Source organism: Sphingobacterium cellulitidis, from assembly GCF_043187465.1.
Taxonomy (GTDB): Bacteria; Bacteroidota; Bacteroidia; order Sphingobacteriales; family Sphingobacteriaceae; genus Sphingobacterium; species Sphingobacterium cellulitidis.
Genome location: NZ_CP171136.1, coordinates 513,203 through 531,190, shown reverse-complemented (window position 1 = coordinate 531,190; position 17,988 = coordinate 513,203). Strand labels below are relative to the sequence as shown.

Sequence of the window (17,988 nt, the reverse complement as noted above, 5' to 3'; positions counted from 1 at the left end):
ATTTTGGACAGCGATTTTTCATTAAAACAATTTGTAATTATTTAAGAACTAGCATTTCAACTGCTACCAGCCAAAAATCTGTTTAAGATTAGGATTGATATCCGTATCATTTTTAGGGATTGGTCTATAATAATACTTAGGTTCATCAAAGGAACCGACCTTATCGACTACATCAATATAACCGGAGTTTCCATCGCTCAAGAATACCGATACATCCTGACCGATTTTTCCAACTTTATAGTATCTCAGAGTTACCCCCAGACTATTCTTTTCACGAACTTCTGGCAGTGACTGATTGCTAGCAATTAATTTTATATCAGGAACTCCATCGCCTGTCACATCATGATCTCCCAATCCACTGAAATAAATTCCTTGCGGTTTCTTTTCCAATAATTTTCCGGCTTTCCAACGCATTAAATCTATAAATCGGAAACCTTCAAAAGCAAGTTCTACTCTGCGCTCTCTTCTGATTTCCAAAATAAGACTTTGATGAGGTCCAGCTGTTTCTTTGAAGTCATTGGCCAATTTAGGGTCCAAAACTGGATTAAGAGTCATATTAGGCATTCCAGCACGTCTCCTCAACAAATTAATGGACTTATCAAGATCAGCTTGATTGTTGAGGATTCCTAGTTCAGCTTTAGCCTCAGCAAAATTTAAAAGTACTTCAGCATATCTGTAAAGAGGAATATCGATATTAAATCTATCTTCCTGCACGCTGCTGTTTAGAAAACCTTTGATCTGGTGGTATCCTGAAAAGTTCTTACTCAACTGTTGTACATATAAGCCTGGACCTTGAGAATAGGTGCTTACATAAACCAAATACCATCCTGGAGCTGCATAAGTTTGTGCTAACCTGGGGTCACGATCTTTAAATTCCTGCACGAAAGAGAATTTTTCATAACCAGGTTTATTGGTATAAATTGATCCATCTTTCATTAAGTAACTTTGGACCATATCTCTTAATGGATAATATTCATAATTACCAAACATTCCAGGCCATTGATCCCGATTGATTACGTTATTGGCATAAAAGCGACCTAGAATAATTTCATTGTTACTCTCCAAGTTAGGACTATTGTATAATGAAGCATAGTCGGCATCAGTCTTTCCAGTATTATGGATAGAATAACCCCCATTGTTCATGATGTTTTCCGCAGTCTGGTAAGCAATAGTCAGAAAATCATTTACAGATTTATCAAGGTTCAAGTATTTATGATACTTCCTATAGGTTCCTTCGAAAAGGGCAAAACGACTATATTCTTGTCCGATTACCCATTTATTGACTTTTCCGGCGACTTTGGTTGCTTCCACATTTTCAAAGGCAAATTTGAAATCCTCCATGATTTTTTGCACGACCAATTCCCGGGAATCTCTTTTTCCAAATAAAGTCTTTTCATCATCCGCATTGACAACTTTATCTACCCAAGGGACATCGGAAAACCGTTGAATTTTATCTACATAGAATCTTGCTCTAAAGTAGCGTGCAAGGCCTTCATAATGTTTTAGTTTTGCTTCCGAGATCTTTGCCTGTGGAAGGTTTTCAAGCATGAAATTAATATCCCTTAATTTTTCCCAGCTCCAACCTGTAGTAACTGTATTTGCAGAAGCCGTTCCGAGCATGATATTCTTGATTTCCTTATTCCCAGTTGTGCTGGCATTATCCGTTGTAGCATCCTGCTCATAAAAGCTATTATTCTGAAAATCGTAAAGGTTCAAAACATACATCTCAAGATCAGACTCTGTTTTAAAGAAGTTTTCTTTCTGCACCTTAGTTTCAGGCAATCTATCGAGGTAGCTATCATTACATCCTCCTAGAGCAAGTAAGGAGATAGCTATAAAACTTAGTTTAATATATTGTTTCATTGTTTTTAAAAAGTTAATTGAAGCCCAGCGGAGAAACTACGTTGGAATGGATACATTACTCCATTTCCTTCCCTTCTTCTGGCTTTGGTAGGATCGGTATAAGTGTTGATATTCAATACTTCAGGATCAAAGAAATCCTTCACTGCTGACCATTCCATAAGATTTTCAGCACTCACATAAATTCTAAGATTTTTAACATTAGCTTTTTGCAACATTCTATTTGGCAAGCTATATCCAATGGTTAAGTTTTTGAATCTTAGGTAGGCTGCATTTAGTAAATACCTGGTTTGAGGAATTGCTGCCCCTTGTGCTTCATCTACCCTTGTACCAAGGTTCAAATCGGCTAACCAAGATTGTAAGACAGGGTATTTGGCATCTAGATTTTGATCAGCTAGCCCAAGAGCTAAATAAGCGGCTGAATGTTTCGCACGGTCAGCATCCGAATCATTATTAGGACGGTAGAAATCCAAAAGATGGGAATAAATATTTCCATAGGGTTGTTGATATACTCCCCAATAGAGGTAATCCAAAGGATAATAATCACGTTTACCGATTCCTTGGAAGAAAGCTCTTACATCAAATCCTTTCCAGCTGGCATTTAAGTTAAGGCCAAAATTATAACGTGGTGTAGAGTTCCCAATGATCTTTAAATCTTTGGTGTCACCCAGGATATAACCTTTTTCAATTTTGCCATTGCCATCTTGATCAACAAACTTCGGCCATCCAGGTACAATGCTCAAAGCCCCCCAAGGAATAATGGATTGTTGGTCTAGTTTACTAATTTCCTCAGCGTTCTGGAAGAAACCATCGCTTTCCAATCCCCAGATTTCGCCCATTTTCATTCCATTATAGAATTGGGTAATTCTTTTATTCGGGTTGTCGAATTTGGTAATCTTAGAATAGGAATCCGAGAGTACGAAAGTAGCTCCAAAATTCAGGATTGAACCGGATACATCCTTGGAATCGTTGTAGGAAAGGGTGAATTCCCAACCATTGGTTGCTAAATCAGCAGCATTTTCATTAGGTTCTTTGACCCCTAGGATTTTAGGCAACTCTTTACCAAAGGTCAACATCCCCATGGTATTTCGACGATAGATATCGAAAGAGCCATTCAGTTTGTTTTGCATAAATCCAAAGTCAAGACCTAAGTTGTAGGTTGTAACTTTTTCCCAGGTATATCGCTTGGATACCAAACCAGGAGCCTTAATTGAAGGGTTTATTTTACCATTAATCAGGTAACCGGACTCATAAGGTTCCATGGTCGGTATATAACCAAAGTCAGTTACGGATTGGTTTCCTAATTCACCGTAAGAACCACGAAGTTTCAATTGACTTAACCAATTAACCTCTGACATAAAGTTCTCTTTATTGATCAGCCATGCCAGAGATCCAGAAGGAAAGAAACCAAATCTACTGTCTTTATCGAATCTAGAAGACCCGTCATAACGACCATTAAATTCTACGATATACTTATCATTATAAATATAATTCAAGCGATAAAAGGCACCTCTCAAGGCATATTTATCAATTTCTTCATTAGCATTGGTGGTTCCTGTTGCCAAAGCAATGGTTGGGAAAAGCTCAGAAATTAATCCTTTCTTTTCAACCGTAAAGTTTTCCAATCGGTAATCCTCTTGGCTAAATCCCAATACTCCAGTTACATGATGTTTCCCAAAGTTCTGATTATAGGTTCCGAAGATGTTATATACATTATAGTATGAAAAACCAGCCTGACGAAATGCCCCGGATTCACCTTCTTCACGAATATCCTCTGGACCATAGCCTATTTTGTATTTCGTGGTATATCTATTGAAATTGGCGGTATTTCTTTGAAAGGTATAATCGGCATTGATTTTAAACTTACTATCGAAAAGGCGAAGTTCAGCATTAAAGGTAGATTGAAGGTCATTACGATTTATTTTACTTTGTCCCCCATCGACCATTTTTGCGGCAATACGTCCAGCACCAACATTTCGTTGAACATCAGAGTATGCCCAGCTTCCATCAGGATTTTTCAATACACTGGTTGGGAATACATGGTAAATCTCAAACATATCGATTTGAGAAGGACTTATTCTTTTATTCAATCCAACAACGGTATTATTTCCAACCGAGAGGAAGTCCGTCAATTTGTAATTAATTTTAGAGCGGATACTATACCTGTCGAAGTAATCATCGGCGATTTTGATCGGAGAATTTTGGCGGTTGTACCCAGCGCTCAAATAATAATTCACTTTTTCACTGGAGCCCGAGATTGACAGGTCATGATTATGGGTATTATTCCAATCTGACAAGAAATAACGTGTCCAATCTTGGTTACCCATGTATTCCCATTGCTTTGGGTTACTAGGGTCTTTTCTCACATCGGCAATACCAGGATTATCGGATCTTTCTTTGGCATATTGGTAATATTGCTCTGAGAAATTCACGTTGTCCCATGGGGTATTATCGGTTGATGTTTCCAATAAACGGGAGAATACATAAGGGTCCGTAATTTTTTTCGGAATTACGGTTGGTGTATTCCAGGTGAAGTTATTGCTATAATTAATTTTGAGTGCACCTTTACCTGATTTAGTGGTAATAAGGATTACACCGAAAGATGCTCTAGCGCCATAAATAGCTGCTGCGGAGGCATCTTTGATTACTGATAGGGATTCAATATCCTGAGGGGAGACTCTATTCAGTTCAGCTGAACTAATAGGGACATTATCCAATAGGATCAAGGGGTCACCACCATTAATAGAGGTAATCCCTCGGATATTAATTTTTGCGGCTTCACCAGGGGCACCGGAGTTGAACTGTACATTCAAATTTGGTACTAGACCTTGCAAACCTTGGGACACATTCGAAATAGGACGGCTTTCTAATTCTTTACCACTTACAAAATCGACCGCACCGGAAAGATTAACTTTCTTTTGCGTACCATAACCAACGACCACGAGTTCTTCTAAGTTGGAGGAATTGGAAGTCAGGCTGAAGGTAGTTTGTTGGTCAATGATAAAAATCTTACTATCAAAACCGACAAAGCTGATTTGGATAGACTCACCTTTGGAGGCTTTCAGATTGAATTGACCATTGACGTCCGTTTGGGTTGAAATACCGGAGTTCAGATTTTTTACAGTGGCACCTTGAATGGGGTGAGAGGATTCATCAGTAACCTTGCCGGAGAAGACTTGTTGGTCTTGGACAAATAATCGAACCTCACCCATACTGTGGGAGCTTGGGATTTGTAATCCTGCAAGCAAAAAAGCTGCTAAATACAGCCTTGGAGCTTTAATTAATCTCATTGAATTGCGGGTTAATATTTGGCGTAAAAGTACCCGCGGTGATTTAAGCCAACATTAACACAATAAAAAGATTAGTTAATAAAATGATTTGATAATTGTTAATTATTAGAATAGCTGTCGCAAGATATGGTAATTTTTAACTTACATTAACCCTTTGTAACAAATAGTTGTTTAAACATATTAATAATATGTTATCAGTTGAAAAATTAGACATTCTTAACATAGCTTGAAAACTATGTTTTTATGGCAGGATATAAATTATTTCGTATCGTTTAGAAATTTTACAAATTTTTCGACGGCTTTTGCTCGGTGGCTGATTTTGTTTTTTTGCTCGAGGCTCATTTCTGCAAAAGTTTCATCAAATCCATCTGGAACAAAGATAGGATCATAACCAAATCCTTCTGTCCCTGTTCTACCATCGATGATACGCCCTTCCACTGTTCCTTCAAAGAAATATTGTTCATTATCCAAGTAAAGGGAGATTACCGTTTTGAATCTTGCTTTCCTATTGGTTTCATTTTGTAGTTTCTCCAGGACCAAATCAATATTCTTTTCCATATCCCTAGAACCAGAATATCGGGCGGAATATACACCAGGCTCACCATTTAAGGCATCAATTTCAAGTCCGGAATCATCAGCAAAACAATTGATATGATATTTATTGAATAGGTAGTCGGTCTTTTGCTGGGCATTCTCTTGGAAAGTAACGCCGGTTTCAGGAATATCGTCTTCACAACCAATATCAGCGAGAGACTTCAGGGTAAACTTATTCCCTACCATCTGTTGTACTTCCTCTAATTTATGTGCGTTATTTGTTGCAAAAACTAATTCCATAGCTAAATAATTAAGCTTCAAAAATAGCATTCTAATTAGGCAATCAAGAAAAGAAGAAGGGAAAAATTAAATTTAAGATTGGATAAAAGTTTTGAATTCTATCCAGAACAATTTCTTTTTCTGGACATCAGCGAACATTTCTTCAAAGCTGAAGGTATTGAAAACGGTAGCGATTTTACCACGCATATAGGAATTATGACCTATTTCCGGAAGGTTCAAGGAGGTTGGTTCCACACCTAGCAGGGTAATTTTCTTGGGTTGAAAAAACTGCATAATTCGTTTCCATTCATTGGGATTATGCGGGTTTGCTAAGTTAAGGACCGCTACATTTCCAGCATTCAACTGCAAGGCACCAATAGTTTTCAGGAAAGCATCTTCCGCTTGAGGCGAGAAGTAAGGGAAATCGGGGTATCGCAGGATAAAGAGGATTCCTGTAGATTTATCTCCTTGATAAACAAACTCCTCAGCAGAAGCCTGAAAATGGCCCTGTTGAGGAGTTGTATTATTTGAAACAACGGATTGAGTTTCAACAATAGGCATTGTTGAATCGGGGATATCAAATACTGTTTCAGACATTAAAGCCTGAATAGCAATCGGATTATCTGTTACTAGATTTTTATCCAACATATCTCCTTTTCTCCGTTGATTTATTTTATTGACCTAATACCCAAGCAAAAATCAATGGTGCCACGATAGTTGCATCCGATTCTACGATAAACTTAGGAGATTGGGTATCCAATTTACCCCAGGTAATTTTCTCATTTGGCACTGCCCCAGAATAAGAACCGTAAGAAGTCGTTGAGTCTGAGATTTGGCAGAAATACGACCAGAAAGGAACATCATGCCATTCAAGGTCTTGGTACATCATAGGAACTACACAGATAGGGAAGTCACCAGCGATACCACCACCGATTTGGAAGAAACCAACGCCTTTACCACCTGAGTTCGCACGGTACCATTCAGTTAAGTAAATCATATACTCAATACCAGATTTCACGGTAGAAGCTTTTAATTCACCTTTGATTACGTAAGAAGCGAAGATATTACCAGTGGTAGAATCTTCCCATCCCGGAACGATAATAGGGATATTTCTTTCAGCAGCAGCTAAAATCCAAGAGTTTTTAGGGTCAATTTCATAGTGTTCTTCCAATACACCTGACAATACCACTTTGTATAAGAATTCATGTGGGAAATAGCGTTCGCCAGCAGCTTCTGCATCTTTCCATACTTTTTCAAGGTGAGTTTGTAATCTTCTGAACGCCTCTTCTTCAGGGATACATGTGTCAGTCACACGGTTGTAGTGGTTTTCCAACAATTCCCATTCATCTTGAGGAGTAAGATCACGGTAGTTAGGAACGCGTTTATAGTGAGAGTGTGCTACCAGGTTCATCACATCTTCTTCCAAGTTTGCACCTGTACAGGAGATAATAGCTACTTTATCCTGACGGATCATTTCAGCTAATGAAATACCAAGTTCAGCAGTACTCATAGCACCTGCTAATGAAACTAACATTTTACCACCTTCAGCAAGGTGTGTCTCATATCCTTTTGCGGCATCTACTAAGGAAGCGGCATTGAAGTGAAGATAGTTTTTCTCGATAAATTGAGAAATAGGACCTCTTTGTGTACTCATAATCTTATATTCAAATAAATGTTCACAAAGGTACAGATTTATTCAAGAATACCTTCAGTGTAGGGGCTTCAAATAGGCTCAATCAGCCTAAATACGATGAAAATTGGCTATGGCAATAAAATTGACTAGGATTATTGATGTTATAAAAGCTGATTTTCAAGCTATAAAGGCTGTTTTTTAACAAATGTTAAAAAATGAAATTGAGAGAAGAATCGGCCCTTTGAACACGCCCATTCATTATTTGGTCTTCATGATTTTTGAGATAATCCAAAACAAGAATATCAGGATGACCAGCATAATCACAAGGATCAGTATTTCACTAGTTCCTAAATTCCAGGTATCATTATTTAATGCACATAAAGTTTTCATCAGGATATATATATTAAGAAATCACCCATTTTTCACATTTATCTAGAAATACAGGATCGATATCGGCTGCAATTCCTGGTCCTTCGGTAATTTTTATGGCATAACCATCATATTGAATACCGCCGATTACTGGATCCTCGAGGTGACCCACCATGCAGGTATCCAAGTCGAAGAATTTGACGTTTGGCGCTGCATAGGCAAAGTGAGTTTTTGCTGCCAAAGCCAATCTGCTTTCCAACATTCCACCGATCATACAAGGAATTCCAAATTCTTGGGCAACCGCTTGAATCTTGAGGGATTCGGCAATTCCAGAGGATTTAGAGAATTTGATATTGATATAATCACAGCTATCCGTGCGGCAAAGACGCTCCGCATCGTGATGATCATAAACCGACTCATCAGCCATAATCGGAACGATAGTTTCAGATCGCAATTGCGGCAAAAGGTGATCATTATAAGTACGCATAGGTTGTTCACAGAACTGGATTTTCAAAGGTTCCAATCCTTTCAAGGCTTCCAGAGCCTCTTCATAGCTCCAACCTTGGTTGGCATCAATTCGAATTGGTATATCAAAGCCTACGGCTTGGCGAATGGCCTTAATCCGTGCTATATCGTCTTGTGGTTTTTTTCCAAGTTTTACTTTTAAGGCGACAGCTCCATGATCGTGTAAGTTTTTAGCTTTAGCAGCCATTTCTTCCGGACTAGCGATTCCGATAGTAATATCAGTTACAATTTCGCGAGGTTTTCCACCTAAGAATTGATAAAGAGGTAAGCCAGCATTTTTGGCTGCCAAATCATATAGCGCCATATCAAATGCCGATTTTATGGTGGCATTGCGAGCAATATAGAGATGGAGTTCAGCCAAACGTTCTTCAATATTTAAAGGATCTTTACCGATCCAGATTTTCGCAAAATCCTGAGCAAGAGCAATACAGGTATTTTGTGTTTCTCCTACAATCATTGGAAAAGCAGAACATTCCCCTACCCCATACAAGCCTTCATCAGAAATAATCTTCACGAATGTATTCTGCGCAAATTCCATCACCCCAGTAGCAATCACGAAAGGTTCCATCGGAATGCTCAACCTATAAATTTCAATTTCTTTGATTAACATAATTTATTAGTTCAAATAGCAAATGTAGCGAATGATATTTCATTTTTCTAAGCATATGGCGAAACAAATACAATTTCAATTATCAAACGACGTTAATTTTACATTAACTTTAATGTTCTTTATCTTTTTTTATAATTATTGCAAATATTTTATGATTTTATTCATATATTAGCAAACTCGTTTGTTATTTATAAAATTATCATATTACAATGCAGCAAGAAGGACTTTATAACCCAGCGTTTGAGCACGATGCCTGTGGTGTAGGATTTGTCGCCCACATCAAGGGTCAGAAGTCACATCAACAGGTACAAGATGCCTTGACCATGTTAGAGAACATGGAACACCGTGGAGCATGTGGATGTGATCCGGAGTCAGGTGATGGCGCTGGAATCATGATTCAATTACCTCATGAATTTTTATGGGAAGAATGTATTAAGCTGGGCATCCAACTTCAGGAGCCAGGTTATTACGGTGTAGGTATGTTATTTCTTCCGAAAGAAGAGGCTCTGAATCGGATTTGCCGGGAAGTTATTGCTGATGCTGCGACTGAAAGAGGCATGGAATTATTAGGATTCCGGCCAGTTCCAGTGAATCGAGAAGGAATAGGTCCTACGGCCTTGGGAGCAGAACCAGAAATCGTACAGTTCTTCATCTCACGCCCAACAGGGGTTGCCAACACGGAGGATTTTGAGCGGAAATTATTTGTATTGCGACGCTTAATCATCCAAAAAATCAAACTTCACCAAGAGTATCCCCTACCACTTTACCTCGCTTCACTATCATGCAAAACAATAATTTATAAAGGACAATTAACGACTTATCAAGTAGGATCCTACTTTAAGGACCTTAGAGACCCTCGGGTGGTATCAGCATTTGGCTTGGTTCACTCTAGGTTTTCAACCAATACATTTCCTTCATGGTCATTGGCACAACCTTTTCGGATGATTGCTCACAATGGGGAAATCAATACCTTAACCGGAAACTTAAACTGGTTTTATGCTGGTGTGAGAGCTTATTCCTCGCCTTATTTCACGAAGGAAGAAATGGAAATTTTATTGCCAGTGGTTGACCGCGGGCAATCGGATTCAGCTTGCCTGGACAATGTGGTGGAATTACTGCTTCACAGTGGTCGTAGTTTACCTCATGTGATGTTGATGCTAGTTCCTGAGGCCTGGGATGGAAACGAACAGATGGATCCATTAAAAAAGGCTTTCTATGAATACCACGCTACCTTAATGGAGCCGTGGGATGGTCCGGCAGCATTATGTTTTACTGATGGTAAAATCATTGGTGCTACCTTAGACCGTAACGGACTTCGTCCATTACGCTATGCCATCACTTCAGATGACCGCGTGGTTGTAGCTTCCGAAGCAGGAGCACTACCCATTGATGAGTCATTGATCATTAAAAAAGGAAGACAGCAACCAGGTAAAATCTTTGTAGTAGATATGGAAGCTGGAAAGATTCGTTCTGACGAAGAGGTTAAAGGAGAATTGATCTGTCAACAACCATATGGTGAGTGGATCAACAATTATAAGATTAAACTAGAAGAATTAGCAGACCCTCGGGTTACATTTACTTACCTATCCAAGGAGTCTGTATTTAAATATCAATTATCCTTTGGTTACTCGAGAGAGGATATTGAAACGATATTAACCCCAATGGCTTTGACGGGCTATGAGCCGATTGGCTCGATGGGAACTGATGTTCCATTGGCCGTGTTGTCTGATCAACCGCAACATATCTCGAGTTATTTCAAACAGTTCTTTGCACAGGTAACCAATCCGCCAATCGACCCGATCAGGGAGCGACTGGTTATGAGTTTAGCGACTTTCATTGGAAACTCCGGAAACATCTTAGTGGAGGACAAGAAATTCTGTCATTGTGTGACTTTGGAGCATCCGATATTAACCTCCAGCGAGTTGGAAAAACTACGCTCCATTGATACTGGGGTATTCCAGGCGAAAACCATTCAAAGTTATTTCCGCGCTGATGGCAAGGAAGGATCTTTAGAAGCTGGTTTGGAAAGACTATGCCGCTACGCAGACGATGCGGTACGCGATGGCTTTGAGGTGATTATTTTATCTGACCGTGCGATCGATTCGCAGCACTGTGCGATCCCTTCATTATTAGCAGTATCAGCTGTTCATCACCATTTAATCAAAACAGGAAACCGCGGTGCGGTAGGATTGGTTGTGGAGGCTGGAGATGCTTGGGAAGTTCATCATTTTGCTTGTCTGTTAGCATTCGGAGCTACAGCGATTAATCCATATATGGCTTTGGCAAGTATCCGTACGATGAAAGAAATCGGTCATTTAGAAACTGATTTAACTTGGGATGATCTGAAAAAGAACTATGTAAAAGCTGTCTGCAATGGCTTATTGAAAATCTTTTCGAAGATGGGAATCTCTACCTTGCAATCCTACCATGGTGCTCAAATTTTTGAGGTACTAGGGATTGACAGTGAGGTGGTAGATCGTTATTTCTGCGGAGCCGTATCCAGGATTGGAGGCTTGAACCTAGACGATATTGCAAGAGAAGCCTTGGCAAAACATTGGCGCGGATTCGAAAACAGCCGTTCTGCACCAACCTTATTGCCTGAAGGCGGACTTTACCAATGGAAAAGAAGAGGTGAAGGGCATTTATGGAACCCACAGACGGTACATTTATTACAACAAGCATGTAGAACTGATGATTTTTCTACATACAAGAAATATGCAACCTTAATCAATAACCAGAAGGAACGAATGTTTACACTTCGGGGTTTATTGGATTTTGCAAAACACCGGAGTCCAATCTCCATCGACCAGGTAGAACCTGCCAGTGAAATCATGAAACGATTTGCTACAGGCGCTATGTCCTTTGGTTCGATTTCGCACGAGGCACACAGCACTTTAGCTATTGCAATGAATCGGATTGGCGGTAAATCAAACACTGGGGAAGGTGGAGAAGATGAAATCCGCTATCAAAAATTACCGAATGGGGATTCCATGCGATCAGCGATCAAGCAAGTAGCTTCGGCAAGATTTGGCGTAACTTCAAATTACCTAACCCAGGCTGATGAGTTACAGATTAAGATGGCGCAGGGAGCAAAACCAGGAGAAGGCGGTCAATTACCTGGACATAAAGTAGATGATTGGATTGCAAAAGTAAGACACTCTACACCGGGAGTAGGATTGATTTCTCCGCCACCACACCATGATATCTATTCGATCGAGGATTTAGCACAATTGATCTTTGATTTAAAAAATGCTAACAGACAGGCCAGAATCAACGTGAAATTGGTTTCAAAAGCTGGGGTTGGTACTATTGCTGCTGGGGTAGCGAAAGCACATGCAGACGTTATCCTGATTGCAGGATACGATGGTGGAACAGGGGCTTCACCAATTAGCTCCATCAAGCATGCGGGCCTTCCTTGGGAACTTGGACTGGCGGAAGCACATCAAACCCTGGTATTAAACAAACTTCGTAGCCGCGTCGTATTACAGGCGGATGGTCAGATGAAAACTGGTAGGGATTTAGTAATTGCGACACTATTAGGTGCTGAAGAATGGGGCGTAGCAACTGCCGCATTAGTTGCTGGCGGATGTATCATGATGCGTAAATGCCATTTGAACACCTGTCCAGTTGGTGTAGCCACCCAAGATCCAGAATTGAGAAAGCTATTCACTGGTAAACCAGAAGATGTGGTAAACTTATTCCGCTTCTTGGCAGAGGAGATGCGTGAGATCATGGCAGAGTTAGGATTCAAATCCATCAATGAAATGGTTGGAAAGGCTCAATTCTTAAAGAAAAGAGAGAACCTAGGACACTGGAAAGTAAATAAGATCAATTTCTCGGGCATTTTACATGTTGCTGCCAATGCAACTGGCGAAACACTTTACAATACTGAAGAGCAAGATCACGGCATGAGCATGATTTTGGATTGGGGCCTATTGAACCAATCGAAATTGGCCTTGGAAACCAAGACACCAGTATTTGGAACCTTTAAGGTAAGAAATACGGACCGTACCATTGGTACCTTGCTATCGAACGAAATATCTAAGGTATATGGATCAGAAGGTCTACCGGACAATACGATCAACTTTAAATTTGAGGGATCAGCAGGTCAGTCATTCGGAGCATTCAATACCAAGGGGATTTCCTTTGAGTTAGAAGGAGAAGCCAATGACTATGTTGGAAAAGGATTATCAGGTGCTCAATTGGCAATCTATCCAGCGAAGGAAAGCCATTTGGTTCCGCAGGATAATATTATAATCGGAAATGTTGCGCTTTACGGAGCAACCTCGGGTCACTTATTTATCAATGGAAAGGCAGGCGAACGCTTTGCAGTCCGAAACTCTGGCGCTACAGCTGTGGTGGAAGGAGTTGGAGACCATGGATGTGAATACATGACCGGAGGTAGAGCATTAATCCTTGGTGAAACCGGAAGAAACTTTGCTGCAGGAATGAGCGGTGGGATTGCATGGATCTATGATATTGCAGGTACTTTCAAGGAAAACTGCAATAAGGAAATGGTCGACCTTGACCCCTTAGAAACTGAAGATGAGACTGCAATCATCGCCTTATTAAAACGCCATATTCACCTTACGAAGAGTGAAAGGGCAAGTTCAATCTTGAACAATTGGGCAACAGAGAAGAATCGCTTCATCAAAGTATACCCAAGGGAATACAAGAATGTTGTCAATAAAAAATTAGTAACAGTATAATCTAGGAGGACATCAACATGGGAAAACCAACAGGATTTTTAGAATTTGAAAGAGCGCTTCCTCAGAAAGATGCTGTGGAAAGCAGAAAAAAGAATTATCAAGAGTTTGTTCATTCCTTTAGTGAAGAACAACTAAACCATCAGGCTGCGCGATGCATGAATTGCGGAATACCATTTTGTCATTCAGGCTGTCCGCTTGGGAATGTAATTCCGGAGTTTAATGATGCGGTATACGATGGCAACTGGGAGGAAGCTTATCAGATTTTAACTTCCACCAATAACTTTCCTGAATTCACAGGACGGATATGTCCGGCACCATGCGAGTCAGCCTGCGTACTGGGAATCAACAAAAATCCAGTCGCGATTGAGGAGATTGAAAAACATATCATCGAGATTGCCTATAAGAAGGGCTATGTGAAGCCGAACAAGAGTTACCTGAAGACTGGCAAGCGGGTTGCCGTTGTAGGCTCAGGCCCATCAGGATTAGCTGCAGCAGCCCAACTGAACAAAGCGGGACATGATGTAGTTGTTTATGAAAGGGATGATAAGATCGGTGGATTATTACGCTACGGTATTCCTGACTTTAAACTGGACAAATCAGTTATTGATCGTCGGATAGAGATCATGGAGCAATCCGGTGTACAATTCAGAACCAATGCGGAGGTTGGCAACAATGTGCCAGCGGCAGAATTGGATCAATATGATGCGATTGTCCTTGCTGGAGGATCGACGATACCAAGAAATCTGAATATACCTGGTAGAGAATTAAAAGGTGTTCATTATGCCATGGAGTTTCTGAAACAGCAAAATAAAAGAGTTGGCAATTCAGCTATTGAAGTAGAGGAGATCCATGCAAAAGATAAGAATGTGCTGGTTATTGGTGGTGGAGACACAGGTTCAGACTGTGTTGGCACCTCAAACAGACATGGTGCGAAGTCTGTTCTACAATTTGAGTTAATGCCTACACCTCCAACAGCACGTACGGAAGCCATGCCTTGGCCGAGCTATCCGATGCTTTTAAAAACGACCAGCTCGCACGAAGAAGGCTGTCAAAGACATTGGAGTATCAGCACAAAAGAATTTCTAGGGGACGATGAAGGCAATTTAAGAGCTGCTTTGATAGTTGACCTAGAATGGGAATTAGACCCATCCGGCAGACCTTTATCCTTCAAGGAGGTTGAAGGTTCAACCAGAGAGATTCCATGTGAACTCGTGACCCTAGCGATGGGATTCCTACATCCGCAGCAGGAAGGGTTACTTAGCCAATTGGGCATAAGAACGACGGATCGAGGGAATGTAGATGCCAGCGAAACGGAATACAAGACTAATGTAAACAAGGTATTCGTTGCTGGGGATATGCGCAGAGGTCAATCCTTGGTCGTATGGGCAATTTCAGAAGGTCGGGAGTGTGCTAGAAAGGTTGATGAGTTTTTAATGGGGACTTCAGTTTTAGAAAGTAAAGAAGCTATATATACCGCAGCAGCGATATAGTTAAGAGAATTATTATTTCTAAGGGTAAGAAATAAAGTATTTCCATTTTTATTAAGGGCAGCTCGAAGGGGCTGCCTTTGATATTTTACAAGGATTCGAATTTATAGAAATAAAAAAAGGTTCCAACCTTTCGATTGAAACCTTCGTAGTAGCGGGGACCAGACTCGAACTGATGACCTTCGGGTTATGAGCCCGACGAGCTACCAACTGCTCCACCCCGCAATGTATTTTAAGAATTTCTTTTGGATTGAGCCTCGCGCTCAATCCTTTTTTGTTTTTAGTAGCGGGGACCAGACTCGAACTGATGACCTTCGGGTTATGAGCCCGACGAGCTACCAACTGCTCCACCCCGCAATATATTTTCTAGAAATCTACGTTGGTATTACTTAAAAGTAGATTATACTATCTCCGAATTGGAGCACAAAGATATTATTTGTTTCTTTGTAAAACAAATAAAAAATCAAATAATGTCACATAAAGCAGGATTCGTAAGTATAATCGGTAAGCCTAATGCGGGTAAATCGACCTTGATGAATGCCCTAGTGGGTGAGAAGATGTCCATCATAACCCCTAAGGCTCAGACAACTAGACACCGAATCATTGGAATTGTCAACGATGAAGACTATCAGATTGTTTTTTCTGATACGCCAGGTGTAATAAAACCGAATTATGATCTTCAAGAGTCCATGATGAACTTCGTTATGAGTTCCATCATTGATGCTGACGTTCTATTATTTGTTACAGACATCCACGAAAAGTATGATGAGAATGATGTTTTAGAGAAATTAAGAAACACGAGTTCTCCGGTTGCCGTGGTCATCAATAAAGTTGATAAATCTTCAGAGGAGGAAGTCAAAGCGAAGATTGCATTTTGGCAAGAGAAGATCAATCCTGATGCGGTATTTCCGATTTCGGCATTATTGGGTTACAATGTTGAAGCTGTTATGGCTTATATCAAAAGCAAGCTTCCTGAGCATCCACCCTACTATGAGAAGGATGAGTTGACAGATAAAACCATGCGATTTTTTGTTTCAGAGATTATCCGTGAGAAAGTATTCAAGCTTTACGACAAGGAAATCCCTTATAGTACCGAGGTTGTGGTGACTGCATTCAAGGAGGAAGCCCATATTACCCGAATTGCTGCAGAAATTATTGTGGAGCGTGATTCGCAGAAGAACATCATCATCGGAAAAGCAGGATCGATGATTAAAAAGGTAGGTACCTATGCCCGCCAAGATATTGAAGAATTTATCGGAGGAAAAGTCTTTTTAGAACTATTTGTGAAAGTTCTGCCAGATTGGAGAAGTAAGAAAAACTATCTGAAGAGATTCGGATACGACGATTAACAAAAAAGCGCTGGTTTATCACCAGCGCTTTTTTGTTAATTATTATCTTGAACAGAAGCTTCTAAATCACTAAGCTTCTTTTTAGGTTTCTTAGGAACATCATTTTGGCCAGCCAATTTATTCCAGATATTTCTAGACTCTTTGGTTAACAGCGGTGAAATGATGGATAAGATCAATACATAGACTACGACAAAGGATTGAATAACCGGCAATAATTTACCTGCTTTTCCAATATTTGCCATAATAATTGAAAACTCTCCTCTTGCTGACAAGGTAAAACCAATATCGACTGAGTTTTTTGGTTTCAAACCAGAGAATCGGCTTGCGAAATATCCTGATGCCACATTTCCAATAACGGTAATAACAGCAGCGAAGGTCGCCCATCCGACAGCTCCTCCTAAAGAATACATATCAATGGAAAGCCCGAAACTGAAGAAGAACATCGCTCCAAAGAAATCCTTATAGGGCAATACGATGCCTTCAATCTTTTTCAAGTATTTAGAATCAGCGAATACTAAACCTGCCATCAATGCTCCAATGGCTTCAGCCACATGAATAGTTTCTGAGAATCCTGCAATAGTGAACAGCAAACTAAAGATGATTAGAACGAACAGTTCGGAGGATTTCTCATGCAGTAGTTTATCAATGAAAGGGACTAGTTTTCTTCCCAAAATCAGGAAGGAAAGGATGAATCCCAATGCGAGCAAGGAAGTACCAGCAACGGTCCAGAAGGAGCCTCCACCTGTTAAAATCAATCCTGAGAGGAAGGAAATATGCATGGCTATAAAGAGGTCATCAAACATGATCATTCCCATGATCACTTCAGTTTCCGGATTTGCCGTACGTTTCAGGTCGGTCAGCACTTTTGCTACGATGGCAGTGGATGAACTGGTCATAATACCACACAGCACCATCATTTCCTTGAAAGGAAGATTCATCATCCATCCCACCAATATTCCGGACAGGAAGTTGAGTAAAACATAGATACTTCCACCTGCGACGATGGATTTACCCGATTTTATCAATCGCCCTACAGAAAATTCAAGACCGAGATAGAATAAGAGGAAAAGAACACCCAATCTGCCCATAAAGTCGATAAAGGGTTTACTTTCAGTAAAAGTCAGAAAGGACCAAACGGAATCAACAGCGGCAGTTAAGTTTTCATTATTGACTTTAGCAAGAAAATCGGCTACAAAACCTGGGTAGTTTTGATTGCCCAGCACCATACCAATAACAATAAAAAAGGGAATTACTGAAAATTTGAGTCTGTTGGCTAATAAACCAACTAAAGCGACTAATAATACGGCAATTCCAATCTCTATGATAAGGTTACTGTGCATAAA

General features: G+C 40.1%; 11 protein-coding genes and 2 tRNA genes. 3 read left to right on the top strand and 10 right to left on the bottom strand.

The features are described from left to right. Nucleotides 1-63: 63 nt before the first annotated feature. From ACF3OC_RS02315 to ACF3OC_RS02285, 7 genes are all read right to left on the bottom strand, one after another. On the bottom strand, nucleotides 64-1,863 hold the full coding sequence (locus ACF3OC_RS02315) for a RagB/SusD family nutrient uptake outer membrane protein (RefSeq protein ID WP_094280255.1): 1,800 nt from the start codon (nucleotides 1,861-1,863) through the stop codon (nucleotides 64-66). 5 nt (nucleotides 1,864-1,868) lie between these two features. Further along, on the bottom strand, nucleotides 1,869-5,150 hold the full coding sequence (locus ACF3OC_RS02310; RefSeq protein WP_392470794.1) for a SusC/RagA family TonB-linked outer membrane protein: 3,282 nt from the start codon (nucleotides 5,148-5,150) through the stop codon (nucleotides 1,869-1,871). Between the two features lie 258 nt (nucleotides 5,151-5,408). Then, nucleotides 5,409-5,984 (bottom strand): non-canonical purine NTP diphosphatase, encoded by a 576-nt coding sequence (locus ACF3OC_RS02305; RefSeq protein ID WP_094280335.1) that lies wholly within the window; start codon nucleotides 5,982-5,984, stop codon nucleotides 5,409-5,411. A 72-nt stretch (nucleotides 5,985-6,056) separates the two neighbouring features. Then, nucleotides 6,057-6,611, bottom strand: a complete 555-nt coding sequence (locus ACF3OC_RS02300; protein WP_094280256.1) for a hypothetical protein — start codon at nucleotides 6,609-6,611, stop codon at nucleotides 6,057-6,059. Between the two features lie 25 nt (nucleotides 6,612-6,636). Next, complete coding sequence (locus ACF3OC_RS02295) at nucleotides 6,637-7,617, bottom strand: deoxyhypusine synthase family protein (RefSeq protein ID WP_094255527.1); 981 nt, start codon at nucleotides 7,615-7,617, stop codon at nucleotides 6,637-6,639. Between the two features lie 237 nt (nucleotides 7,618-7,854). Then, nucleotides 7,855-7,986, bottom strand: a complete 132-nt coding sequence (locus tag ACF3OC_RS02290; RefSeq protein WP_256962494.1) for a hypothetical protein — start codon at nucleotides 7,984-7,986, stop codon at nucleotides 7,855-7,857. Nucleotides 7,987-7,999: 13 nt separating this feature from the next. Then, entirely contained in the window at nucleotides 8,000-9,100 is a 1,101-nt protein-coding gene (locus ACF3OC_RS02285; protein WP_094255528.1) for a mandelate racemase/muconate lactonizing enzyme family protein, read from the bottom strand. A 209-nt stretch (nucleotides 9,101-9,309) separates the two neighbouring features. On the opposite strand from ACF3OC_RS02285, the gene gltB reads away from it, so the two are divergent. Next, on the top strand, nucleotides 9,310-13,809 hold the full coding sequence (gltB, locus tag ACF3OC_RS02280; RefSeq protein ID WP_094280257.1) for a glutamate synthase large subunit: 4,500 nt from the start codon (nucleotides 9,310-9,312) through the stop codon (nucleotides 13,807-13,809). A 17-nt stretch (nucleotides 13,810-13,826) separates the two neighbouring features. Next, nucleotides 13,827-15,299 (top strand): glutamate synthase subunit beta, encoded by a 1,473-nt coding sequence (locus ACF3OC_RS02275; protein ID WP_094280258.1) that lies wholly within the window; start codon nucleotides 13,827-13,829, stop codon nucleotides 15,297-15,299. 149 nt (nucleotides 15,300-15,448) lie between these two features. On the opposite strand, the gene ACF3OC_RS02270 is transcribed toward ACF3OC_RS02275, so the two are convergent. Next, nucleotides 15,449-15,521 (bottom strand) — tRNA-Met (locus ACF3OC_RS02270). Between the two features lie 59 nt (nucleotides 15,522-15,580). Next, nucleotides 15,581-15,653: transfer RNA gene (locus ACF3OC_RS02265), tRNA-Met, on the bottom strand. A 113-nt stretch (nucleotides 15,654-15,766) separates the two neighbouring features. Between ACF3OC_RS02265 and era the strand changes: the two genes are divergently transcribed. Then, nucleotides 15,767-16,645 (top strand): GTPase Era, encoded by an 879-nt coding sequence (gene era / locus ACF3OC_RS02260; RefSeq protein WP_094255531.1) that lies wholly within the window; start codon nucleotides 15,767-15,769, stop codon nucleotides 16,643-16,645. A 35-nt stretch (nucleotides 16,646-16,680) separates the two neighbouring features. Here era and ACF3OC_RS02255 read toward each other — a convergent pair whose 3' ends face one another. Beyond that, nucleotides 16,681-17,985: a cation:proton antiporter gene (locus ACF3OC_RS02255; RefSeq protein WP_094255532.1), complete on the bottom strand. Its 1,305-nt coding sequence runs from the start codon at nucleotides 17,983-17,985 to the stop codon at nucleotides 16,681-16,683. Nucleotides 17,986-17,988: the final 3 nt, after the last annotated feature.

Bases quoted from the DNA above. Each gene is read 5' to 3' on its own strand.
- era (WP_094255531.1), top strand. From the start codon at position 15,767: ATGTCACATAAAGCAGGATTCGTAAGTATAATCGGTAAGCCTAATGCG.
- ACF3OC_RS02290 (WP_256962494.1), bottom strand. From the start codon at position 7,986: ATGAAAACTTTATGTGCATTAAATAATGATACCTGGAATTTAGGAACT.
- ACF3OC_RS02310 (WP_392470794.1), bottom strand. From the start codon at position 5,150: ATGAGATTAATTAAAGCTCCAAGGCTGTATTTAGCAGCTTTTTTGCTT.
- ACF3OC_RS02255 (WP_094255532.1), bottom strand. From the start codon at position 17,985: ATGCACAGTAACCTTATCATAGAGATTGGAATTGCCGTATTATTAGTC.
- gltB (WP_094280257.1), top strand. From the start codon at position 9,310: ATGCAGCAAGAAGGACTTTATAACCCAGCGTTTGAGCACGATGCCTGT.
- ACF3OC_RS02315 (WP_094280255.1), bottom strand. From the start codon at position 1,863: ATGAAACAATATATTAAACTAAGTTTTATAGCTATCTCCTTACTTGCT.
- ACF3OC_RS02285 (WP_094255528.1), bottom strand. From the start codon at position 9,100: ATGTTAATCAAAGAAATTGAAATTTATAGGTTGAGCATTCCGATGGAA.
- ACF3OC_RS02295 (WP_094255527.1), bottom strand. From the start codon at position 7,617: ATGAGTACACAAAGAGGTCCTATTTCTCAATTTATCGAGAAAAACTAT.
- ACF3OC_RS02305 (WP_094280335.1), bottom strand. From the start codon at position 5,984: ATGGAATTAGTTTTTGCAACAAATAACGCACATAAATTAGAGGAAGTA.
- ACF3OC_RS02300 (WP_094280256.1), bottom strand. From the start codon at position 6,611: ATGTTGGATAAAAATCTAGTAACAGATAATCCGATTGCTATTCAGGCT.
- ACF3OC_RS02275 (WP_094280258.1), top strand. From the start codon at position 13,827: ATGGGAAAACCAACAGGATTTTTAGAATTTGAAAGAGCGCTTCCTCAG.